This window comes from Myxococcus sp. AM011 (assembly GCF_013372595.1).
GTDB classification, from domain to species: Bacteria; Myxococcota; Myxococcia; order Myxococcales; family Myxococcaceae; genus Myxococcus; species Myxococcus eversor.
In genome coordinates, this window is record NZ_JABXEM010000349.1 from 1 (window position 1) to 9,725 (window position 9,725).

The 9,725-nt window shown below is 69.2% G+C and carries 8 protein-coding genes; 2 read left to right on the forward strand and 6 right to left on the reverse strand.

Going from position 1 to position 9,725, the window contains the following annotated elements; translation table 11 throughout:
- On the forward strand, window positions 1–2,655 hold a 2,655-nt coding region (locus HUW62_RS42640), incomplete at its 5' end, for a CARDB domain-containing protein (RefSeq protein ID WP_176437700.1).
- Between the two features lie 68 nt (window positions 2,656–2,723).
- Window positions 2,724–3,146 carry a hypothetical protein gene (locus HUW62_RS42645; protein WP_176437701.1) on the forward strand — a complete coding sequence of 141 codons (423 nt, stop codon included), beginning with the start codon at window positions 2,724–2,726 and terminating at the stop codon, window positions 3,144–3,146.
- A 4-nt stretch (window positions 3,147–3,150) separates the two neighbouring features.
- Here the strand turns inward: HUW62_RS42645 and HUW62_RS42650 are convergent, their stop codons facing one another.
- The 6 genes from HUW62_RS42650 to HUW62_RS42675 form a co-directional block, all read right to left on the reverse strand.
- Complete coding sequence (locus HUW62_RS42650; RefSeq protein WP_163866029.1) at window positions 3,151–3,963, reverse strand: hypothetical protein; 813 nt, start codon at window positions 3,961–3,963, stop codon at window positions 3,151–3,153.
- Between the two features lie 101 nt (window positions 3,964–4,064).
- The gene (locus HUW62_RS42655; protein ID WP_163866028.1) at window positions 4,065–5,129 is read right to left on the reverse strand and encodes a nicotinamidase; all 1,065 of its coding nucleotides are present in this window, start codon (window positions 5,127–5,129) and stop codon (window positions 4,065–4,067) included.
- A gap of 31 nt (window positions 5,130–5,160) precedes the next feature.
- Complete coding sequence (locus HUW62_RS42660; protein WP_176437702.1) at window positions 5,161–7,035, reverse strand: hypothetical protein; 1,875 nt, start codon at window positions 7,033–7,035, stop codon at window positions 5,161–5,163.
- Window positions 7,036–7,039: 4 nt separating this feature from the next.
- Window positions 7,040–7,843 (reverse strand): protein phosphatase 2C domain-containing protein, encoded by an 804-nt coding sequence (locus tag HUW62_RS42665; protein ID WP_163866026.1) that lies wholly within the window; start codon window positions 7,841–7,843, stop codon window positions 7,040–7,042.
- A gap of 272 nt (window positions 7,844–8,115) precedes the next feature.
- Window positions 8,116–8,805 (reverse strand): NUDIX hydrolase, encoded by a 690-nt coding sequence (locus HUW62_RS42670; protein ID WP_176437703.1) that lies wholly within the window; start codon window positions 8,803–8,805, stop codon window positions 8,116–8,118.
- A 53-nt stretch (window positions 8,806–8,858) separates the two neighbouring features.
- Window positions 8,859–9,725: diacylglycerol kinase family protein (locus tag HUW62_RS42675; RefSeq protein WP_176437704.1), on the reverse strand; the 867-nt coding region annotated here is incomplete at its 5' end.

A 9,725-nucleotide genomic window follows, 5' to 3' on the forward strand; every position in this document is an offset into this window, starting at 1 on the left:
GATGAGGACCCCACCCAGCCCCGGCCCGACCCCACCGAGCCTGGCCCCGAGTTCGGCGGCCCCGACTTCCAGGTGGAGTCCGTCTCCGGCCCTTCCGCCCTCGGCACGGGAGAACTGCGCGTCCGGGCGCGCCTCTGCAATGAGGGCGGCGGCGCCGGCTCGACGGAGGCCTCCTTCTTCCTCACCCCCGCCTCGGGTCCTGGGACGAATGAAATCCTCCTGGCCACCAGCAACCGCCTCTCCCTCCGCTCCGGCGAATGTCGGGAAGTCTCCGCCTCGGTGAGCGCACGGTCCGTGCCCGAGGGCAGCTACTTCCTGAGCGCCAGGGTGGACCCGGACGGCGTCGCCACGGAGACCCGCGAGGACAACAACGTCCGCCTCGGCAACACCGTCCGGGTGGACCGCACGCCTCCGGAGACCCCCGCGCCCGCCTGGACGCAGGCTGAAATCGGAAGGCTCCGCCGCCTCACGCTCCACACCGAGTCAGGCGCCACCGTGCGCGTGTACGAGGGCCCGAACTGCTACGGACAAGAAGTCGCGAGCACCGTGGCGGGCTCCAACAACTACTGCGAGGTCCCCATCGACGTCCCGACGACGCCCGGAGCCACCTACTCCGCGCGCGCCTATGACGACCTCGGCAATGGCTCACCCTGCAGCCCCACCGTGGACTACCCCTACGGCGACGGCACACCGCGGCTCGCCCCGGTGCTGCTCAACACCAACCCGGGCTCGCCCGGTGGCAGCCCCCAGCCCACCTTCAACGGCCGCGCGGAGCCGCGCGTCACCGTGGAGCTCTTCAAGAACGCCACCTGCCAGGGCACCGCGGAGCAGACGCTGACCACGGATGGCGCCGGCTCCTTCTCCGCCCGGTTCAATGTGGCCAGGAACGAGAAGGTGACCGTGTCCGCGCGAGCCAAGGACTCGGGCGGCTACTCCACGCCTTCCCCCTGCTCCAATCCCATGGAGTACGAGAATGACGGCACCCCGCCGGCCCCGCCCCGCGTCACGGACGTGAAGTGGCAGTACCTGAACAGCGGCCGCCAGCTCGTCGTCACGGGCACCGCCGAGCCCCACTCCACCGTGGCCATCTTCATCGACGTCGCGTGCACGGGAACCCCCGCGCGCACGGTGCAGGCGGACGCGGAGGGACGCTTCACCGCGACCGCGCCCTTCAGCGCCGGAGGCAGCCACCGGGTGTTCCTCTCAGCGAAGGACGCCTCGGGCAACGTGTCCACGTGCGCCGAAGGGCCCGCGTATGAGTTGCGCTGCCCGCCGGGCACCGCGGACTGTGACGGCCGCTCCTCCAACGGTTGCGAGGTGGACCTGACGGCGAATCCCAACCACTGCGGCACCTGCGGCAACTCCTGCCAGGACGGCCCCTACGCGGACGGCGTCTGCGTGGCGGCCACGTGCGGCACCACCTGCGCGCCGGGCTACTACGACTGCGACGGCAAGGCGTCCAACGGCTGCGAGTCCCGCACGGTGTGCCAGCCCACCTCCACGTGCACCATCGACAAGCCGAGCGAGCTGATGATTACGGCGCTGTCCGTCGTCGAGGACCCGGTGCGCACGGCGCCCGGTGGCGCGTGGCACTTCGGCACGGTGATGCGCGAGCTGGCCGGTGGACAGGACCCGTCGCCGATGGTGCGTGCGTGGCTGAAGACGTGGCTTGGGAAGCAGAACGTGAACGGGCTGGAGATTCCCCCGCGCCCGGAGATGCAGACGCGCGTGCTGGGGCCGTGGGAGGCGCGCAGTGGCGGGCCGTCGGCGCCGCTGGACTTCAACTCGGCGCCGTTCCGGCTGCTGGCCATCATCAACCGCATCGACCTGCGCGAGCAGGGCATCCAGGCCGGAGAGGGTCGCTTCATCTACGGCGTGGTGGACCCGAGCGGTGTGCCGCTCGAGTTCACCGTCATCCTGGAGTACGCCCTGCCCGGCACCACGCCGGAGTCCATCCAGCGCTGGGCCACGGACTGGCATGAACTGGGCACGGTGAAGGTGGGCAACGCGGGCTACAACGCGAAGCTCCAGGCACTCACGGACCGCTTCTCGAAGCGGGGGGTGATGACGGGTCGGCACGAGGGCAGCGCGCTGAACCAGATTCGCACCAATGAAATCGAGCTCGCGGAGCCGTGGGAGATGCGCGAGTTCATCCTCTCGCCGCTCGGCCTGATGCCGGCGACGACGAAGCTGACGCCCGCGATGCACTTCGAGAACACGCAACTGCTGGCCACCTACCTGACGGAGAACAGCGCGGACGTGCTCGCGGAACGGCATGTGGTGCCCGAAACCTTCGGGGGCTTCCCGTTCCTCGCGGCCCACTCGCTGGTGCCGCTGGACTTCTTCTGGCGCGCGCCGAACGTGTCGAACGAGGTGCGCCACAAGTTCTCCCTCAACACGTGCAGCGGCTGTCACGCGGGTGAGACGCAGACGGAGTTCGTCCACGTGGCTCCTCGCTCGCGGGGAGCGGCGTCTGCGCTGTCGCCCTACCTGCGAGGCACCACGGTGACGGACCCGATGACGAAGTCGGTGCGAACGTTCGACGACCTCACCCGGCGCGCCGATGACTTGAAGGCGCTGGTGTGCGCGCCGACGGCGGGCCTCAAGTCCGTGGGCCTGGTGCCGTCCAACCTGCCGCCCGCCCGCGTGCACTGAGCCACGAAGGGAATCATCAGGCCCGGGGAGGAATCCCTCTCCGGGCCTCGTCAGGGTAGGCTTTGGACATGGCCCTCCTTCCTTCTGATTATGCCCGTCGCGATGCCAGCGCCGCCCGACACGCGAAGCTTCACGTCCAGCTCGAGGTAACCCGCGTCACGCTCCCGCCCCACACCCCGGGCGAGGCCGTGGTGGAAGGACGCATCGCCCGCATCTTCCGAGGCGACCCGGCACGGCTCTCCACCCCCGTCTCCTTCGAGGTCCCCTGCTACCGCGAAGGCGACAGGCTTCCCCCGAGCGGCATCCGCTGGAGGCTCGTCGAGGACCTGGAGCGCGCCCGGTACATTGAAATCTACCTCGACACGAACGCTGTAGGAGTCATGGATGCTGGGCCGGGCTTCACCGTGCTCGAAGCCCTGACCGACACGTCACGGTTCGTCTTCAAGTACATCGAAGAAGATGAAGAAGTAGAGGAAGAAGAGGAGGCCTGACGCCTCACCGTCCGAAGCCACCCAGGGCCGTGCGGCTGAAGCTCGCGGCCCCCTGACTCACTCGCACCGCGGACTGGCTGAACACCTGGAAGGCCGCGCGAATCTCCTGCGCTGTCTGGCCGGGCGTCAGAATCCATTTGTCCTCGATGCCCATCTCCAGGAACACGCGCCGGAAGTCCGTGCTCCCGTCGTCGATGCCCATCGCCGCGACGATGTGGTTCTCCGCGCGGCGCAAATCATTCACCACCGCCGCCACGTCCTTCGCCCGGGCGCGGCTGGAGTGCATGTCCGCGCCGTCGGTAATCAGCAGCGTCACCGTGCGCACCGGCACGCCGTTTCCGCTGAACTCCTGGGACTTCGCCAGCACCGTGCCTAACAGCACCACGGCCTGGTCGTACAGCGGCGTGCCCTGGTCCGCGCTGTAGTTCTTCGAGTGCATCCGCACCACGTCCTCCAGCGGCCGGTAGGGATTGAGGACATGGCCATTCAGGTAGCGCGTGTGGAAGAGGACGCCGTCCTTCTGCTTGCTCGCCAGCAGCGAGTCGAGCACCAGGTTGTGCCCGTCGCACACCGTCTTCGTGTGCCCGCCCGAGGAGATGCTCCCCGAGTCGTCCGGCATCACCGTCACCAGCACCACCTCGCTGGCCTGCACGTCCTCCACGCGCACGCCGAGCCCCGCCTGGATTTGCGCGCCCAGGTCCACCACGGACAGCGCCTGCAACCCCGCGGGGCTCAGCACCCCTTCCGCGTGCGCGTCCTCGAAGAGCTTCGTCACCGCCGTCGGGTGGGCCCACGTCGACTTGCTTGTGCTGCTCATGTCCAGCTCACTTTCTCCCTCGGTCCGAGGGCATGGCTCCGCCCGCCTCGTTCCCTTCGGAGCAAGGTCGGAGCATCAGATTCGTGACGAAGGGACTACTCTCAGCCGATGCGCAGGTCCGGCCAGCTCGTCAGCGGGTCCGTGGACTTCACCAGGTGCATGCCCGCGTCGGCGAAGCGCTTCAGCGCCGCATCCGCCTGCGGGGTGAAGTCCGCCGCGAAGCCGCCCTTGCCGTCGGGCACCGTCACCGCGGACATGCAGTCCGTCAACAGATACACCTTGCGAGCCAACGCCGCGTCCTGCGCGACGATTTCTCCGAGCAGGTCGTCGATGGAGCTCTTCACGCAGTGGCTCGCGGCCTGTCCGCCAATCACCACCGCGTCCGCCGTCAACAGCGTCTTGAGGAACTGGGTGTTGCGCTGTGCCAGCGGCTGGCCGTCATGCCGGCTCATCACCTCCGGCCGCAGCACGGAGTAGTTCTCCGTCAACGGGTTGCCGCCCTTCACCTCCGCCCAGGACTGCATGCCGCGCGCGTACGAGTGGAACAGCCGCGCCTCTTGCACCACGCCGGCCAGCGCGTGTCCGTCGCCGCCCAGGAGGCAGTGCGGCGGCCACAGGTACAGCGTGTACTTCCCCGCGCGTTCCAACTCCTCGCAGTAGTACTTCACCTGCTTGAGCAGCCAGGGGTAGTTGCCGCCGCACAGCCACTTCGCCATCGCGGGGTTGGGCCGGGCCTGCCCGCGTTCGATGTGCTCGCGAGTCACCTCGCGGTACGGCGTGAGCGGCTTGTCATCCTGGTCCACCCAGAAGGACGGGAAGAAAATCTGGTACGCGAAGTGGGTGTCCAGCGTCGCCGTGACGTTCGTCAGCGTGCCCAGGTTCTTGTAGATGAACTCGGCGATTCGGCGGCTGTCGTCCACCGCGCCGCGTCCGCTGCGTCCGGCAACGTAGAGTGAGCCCTCCGGGAAGCAGAAGTCCTTCTGCACGTCGATGAGCAACAGGTGCAGGTTGAACCCATCCGCCGCCGCCGAAGTGAGTCCATGCGCGCCCCGCCACGCGCCCGCCTCCAGTTGGAGCCTTCCCGCGTCGGGGCCATAGCTGTACTGGCCCGCGTGGTCCGCCCGGTAGAAGCCAGGCATCGGAAGTTCCTTCAAGTGCTTCTTCATCGCGCTACCCCCATGTGAAGAATTCAATCGCTCACGCCATCCGCAGCGTGGTGAGGTCCTGTCTGCCCACCACCAACAACCCCTGCCGAGTCAGCAGGAGCTGACAACCCGAGTCCACGAAGGGCTCGGCATCCGGAAACTCGCGCACGGCCTCCAGCCGGCCGCCGCGCAGCTCCACGCGGGTGAGGCCCACGTCCGTCGCGCGGAACAGCGCCTCCCCCACCGCGCACCGTCCGCTCCGAAACGCGCCACCCAGCCACGAGCCATCCCCCGCCTCGGCCACATCGCTCGCGCGCACCACTCCGTCCGAGCCCACCACCACGCAGTGGTGCCGGGTGCGCCCCGCCGTCTCCTCCGCGAGGAACAACCACGCCAGCGTCCCGTCGAAGACACAGTCCGCGTCCACGAGCTGTCCCGAGGGCCACGGCAACACGAGTCCGTCTCGCAATCCCAGACGCTCCGCATCGAAGATGAACGCGTCCCGCAGTCCACCCGCGCGATGGAAGCCCAGGCCGAAGCGAGGCCCCACGAACAAGCGCGTCTGTCCCTCCAGCACGTCGCCGATGCGCTCCGGCCCCTGCACGCCGTCCCGCCACAGTCCACCGCCGACCGCCCAGTAGCGATGTCTCGCATTGGAGGCGAAGGCCGGGCGTCCCTCGGGAGAATCCACGCTCAGTCGCTCGGGCTGGCGCTCCGGGACGAGCACCGCCACCACTCCGTCGCGCCCCACCAGCGTCGCGTCCCCTTGCAGCGACCAGCGCAAGGAGGGGTCCAGGGGTCCGCGCAGCGCCACGCGTCCGTCCTCGCGTCGATAGGCTCCGTCCGCGTGGTACAGCCAGCGGGGGACGCCCTCCTCCACGCTCGCGTGCACCAGGACGCCGCGCGTGGAGAACAGGCGCGTCGCCGTCACCTGACCGCGAGCCGAGGTGACGGGTGTGCTCGCCGCCACCGCGTGGGGCTGGCACGTGGGACAGGCGCTCCGCGCATGTTCGACGCCACACGACGCGCAGGCGGAGAAGCGCAGGCCCTCCAGCAGTGGCAGCGGGAAGACACCGCGCAGGTCCTCCACGAAGACGCGGTGCAGGTGGTGAAGCACGTCATCCGGCAGCGTGCGCAGCGGAAGCGCGGGCTTCGGATACTGTACATCTGGATGGAAGACGGTGATGCGCTGGAGCAATCGCCCCGCGGGAGTCGTCCGTGCCGCCGGGGACTTCGCCCGGTGTACGCCGCCGTGAGGCCCCACGCAGAGGAGCGACTGCATCGCGGCCACGGTGAAGCCATACCAATCACTCACATCCGAGGCGGGCTTCGTCGGAACGAGGCTCGTCGCACCGCCCAGGCGCACCGGGTCGAGGAAGCGCTCGGTGAACACCGAACACAGGAAGCCTCCAAACTGGAAGCTGTCCGCGTCGATGAGGTGCGCGTCCGCCGGCCCCGTCACCAGCACGTTCAAGTCGTTGAAGTCGCCCACCACCACGCCCGAGGCATGCACCCCGGCGAGCGTCCGATGCAGCCCACACAACACCTCCACCACGCGCGCGGACGTGGCGCCGACGCGGCGGAACGAGGGCTCGCCGAAGCGCCGCAGGGACTCCACGCCGTCCAGCTTGCGCATGGCGTAGCCCAGTACCGTCTGTCCCTTCTTGTCCGTGGCCAGCGCCTGCGGCGTCACCACCCGCCCTGGCAAGCCCGTGGGAAAGGCGCGCAGCTTGCGCTGATGCTCGTCCAGGCGGGCGCGAGCGGCGGATTGCTCGCTGGCGAGCCCCGTGTAGTCCGGGTGCTCGGGCGGCTTGAACACCTTGAGGGCGCGGCCATCCCCCAGGTCGAACACATCCGCCTCGCCGCCCTTGCCCAGCGCCTTCGCGGGATTGAGCCGCACCTTCTTGCCTTCGAGCCAGAGGTCCATGGCGTCACGCCCTCCCCATGCGACGACGCAGCACCACCATCGTCGTGTCGTCCGCGAGCAGGCCCGGCGTGCGCTCCAGTCGCCGCGCCTCGAAGTCGGCGCGCACGTGCTCGCGGTTGAGCATCGCCAGCCTGCGGCGCAGCGCATCCGGGTTCGCGAAGTAGCGGTCCTCCGTCCAGAACCGCGACAGCGCGCCCACCGGCTCGTCACTCGACGGAAGGCGCGCCTCCGCGAGCTTCGCCAGGTCGGAGACGCCATCCGTCCCGAGCATCAGCACATGCACGTCCCGCGTCGGCACCAGGGCCTGCGCGACGAGCGGCGTCTGCGCTCCGCTCGACAAGGCATACGCGAGGTAGGGCGGCGCGTTGTTCGCGAAGGGCCCCAGCACATGCACCTCGCCGTTGAGGCACCACACCCCATCCCCCGCGGAGAAGACGAGCGTGTGAGAGGGCGTCAGCACCGCGCCCACCACCGTGAAGAGGAAGTCCCCCAAGGTGTCGCGGCCCAGCTCCCCCCGGAGCTCGCTCAGCAGACACAGCACGTCCTCTCGCAGCCCGGGAAGGAACCCGGCTTCATCCACACGCCCGTCTTCCGCCAATCGCACCAACGCCGCCTGCGCCACCCGCCGCACGCCGAGCTGCGCGCCCAGCTCACTGCACGGCTGGCTTCCACAGCCATCCGCCACCACCGCCACCAGCCCATGCTCGCTGGCCCGCACGCACCAGGCATCCTGGTTGTTGCGCCCCGCCCTCGCGTGCTCCCGGCCCTGCACGGAGGCGGCGGCGACATCGAAGGGCAGCGAGGACATGGCTCTCCCGTGGCCCGCGAACGGGCTCGGCACGCGAAGGTGCTGCAAGGTGACGCGCCTCGTCTCCCGGGGTCCCCGAGAGCGGCGGCCTCCCACGCCCCAGAAGGGGGACTCCACGGGCCGCGCCTCTCCTCTGGTGGCGACGTCCCGCGGAGCCTCGCTCCGGATTCGTTTATCTACGACACCAACATAGTGTCCTTTAGACACTATGTCAACGCAATCACGGGCGGCCGGGAGGACAGGGCCTCCGTGCGCTGGTGGACAGCGAGGGGTCAGAGTTCGAAGTTGAAGCCGGCCTTCTCGAGCTGGCGGTACTTCTTGTGGTCGAACCGGTAGAGGCGCGCGGCGCGATGGGAGACGTCCTGCTCCACCTCGTCCAGCTCCTCCAGCAGGTCCATGGCCAGGATTTTCTTGCGGAAGTTGCGCTTGTCGAGCTCGCGCTCCAACACGACTTCGTACAGGCGCTGGAGCTGGGTGAGGGTGAACTTGGGCGGCAGCAGCTCGAAGCCGATGGGCTGGTAGCGCACCTTGCCCTTGAGGCGCTGGAGCGCGGTGTTGAGGATGTCCGCGTGGTCGAACGCCAGCTTGGGCGTGTCCCAGACGGAGAACCACGCGGCCTCGCGGGCGTCGGTGGCGGCGCGCAGCGAGTGGGCGCTGAGCTTCACCAGCGCGAAGTACGCCACGGTGATGACCCGGCCCCGAGGGTCCCGGTCGGGCTCTCCGAAAGTGAAGAGCTGCTCCAGGTGTCCGGGACGCAGGCCGGACTCCTCCTCCAGTTCGCGCCGAGCGGCGGCCTCGAGCGACTCGTCCATCTTCACGAAGCCGCCCGGCAGCGCCCAGCGGCCCTCGAAGGGCTCCACCCCGCGCTGGATGAGCAGCACCTTCAGGTCATCGTCGTCCAGGCCGAAGACGACGCAGTCCACCGTCAACGAAGGTCTCGGGTACTCGTAGGTGTGGCTCACGGCGCACCGGCATAGTGTCCGGAGCACACCCGAGTCAACGAGGGTGCTGCCCGCTACACGTCGACCATGCGGGACAGCTTGCGCCAGTCGACGAGCTGGACGCTCTCCTCGGCCAGGTCGAACTCCACCGAGCGCCGCAGGCCGATGACGTCGCCGCCCATCTGGAAGGGCACGTCGCGGTCGAAGTCCATGCGCAGGCGCTGGACGAACCAGTCATGCATGTGCGGCAGCGGGTGCTCACCGCGCCACAGCTTGAACATGTTGCGCGTGGCCTCGACCACGCCGGCGCTGTAGACGCGCACGGAGAGCCGGTGCGGCACGCTCTGGGCGAAGGGGAAGGCCTTGAAGCCGAAGCCCCACTCGGGTGTCGTGGCGGCGCCGGCCACGCCCGCGGGCCCTTCGTACAGAAGCGCGCCCGTCTCACCCCCGGGCACCGGAATCACGTTGCCGCGAGCGTCCACGGTGAGGGCGGGCTCACCCACGTTGTAGACGGACACCCGGGGGTTGCCGGAGCCGAACATGTGCCGAGGCACCGTCCGGGTGAACATGGCGGTGAGGTAGCCGCGCAGGCCCGCCTGCTGGCTGCGCAGCGGACCCGCGGCGGAGAGCTGATCCTTGAAGTCCTGAATCATCTCCGCGTCCCAGCCCGTGCCGGCGAAGGGCGCCACCTTGCCCTCCACGCGCACCAGGGAGAAGGGACGCGTGGGCGGCAGGACCTCGCGCATGGCGGCGATCTGCTTGAGCGCCACGGCGGGACGGGGGGCGCCGGTGACTCGAGCCCAGGCGTTGCCGGTGCCCATGGGGAGCACGCCGATGGCGGGGAGGGCCACGCCCGCCGCGCGCAGCTCGTTGAGCAGTCCGGTGATGGTGCCGTCACCGGACTGCTCAACGCTATCTCTTATACACATCTCCGAGCCCAC

Bases quoted from the DNA above. Each gene is read 5' to 3' on its own strand.
- HUW62_RS42645 (WP_176437701.1), top strand. From the start codon at position 2,724: ATGGCCCTCCTTCCTTCTGATTATGCCCGTCGCGATGCCAGCGCCGCC.
- HUW62_RS42650 (WP_163866029.1), bottom strand. From the start codon at position 3,963: ATGAGCAGCACAAGCAAGTCGACGTGGGCCCACCCGACGGCGGTGACG.
- HUW62_RS42655 (WP_163866028.1), bottom strand. From the start codon at position 5,129: ATGAAGAAGCACTTGAAGGAACTTCCGATGCCTGGCTTCTACCGGGCG.
- HUW62_RS42660 (WP_176437702.1), bottom strand. From the start codon at position 7,035: ATGGACCTCTGGCTCGAAGGCAAGAAGGTGCGGCTCAATCCCGCGAAG.
- HUW62_RS42665 (WP_163866026.1), bottom strand. From the start codon at position 7,843: ATGTCCTCGCTGCCCTTCGATGTCGCCGCCGCCTCCGTGCAGGGCCGG.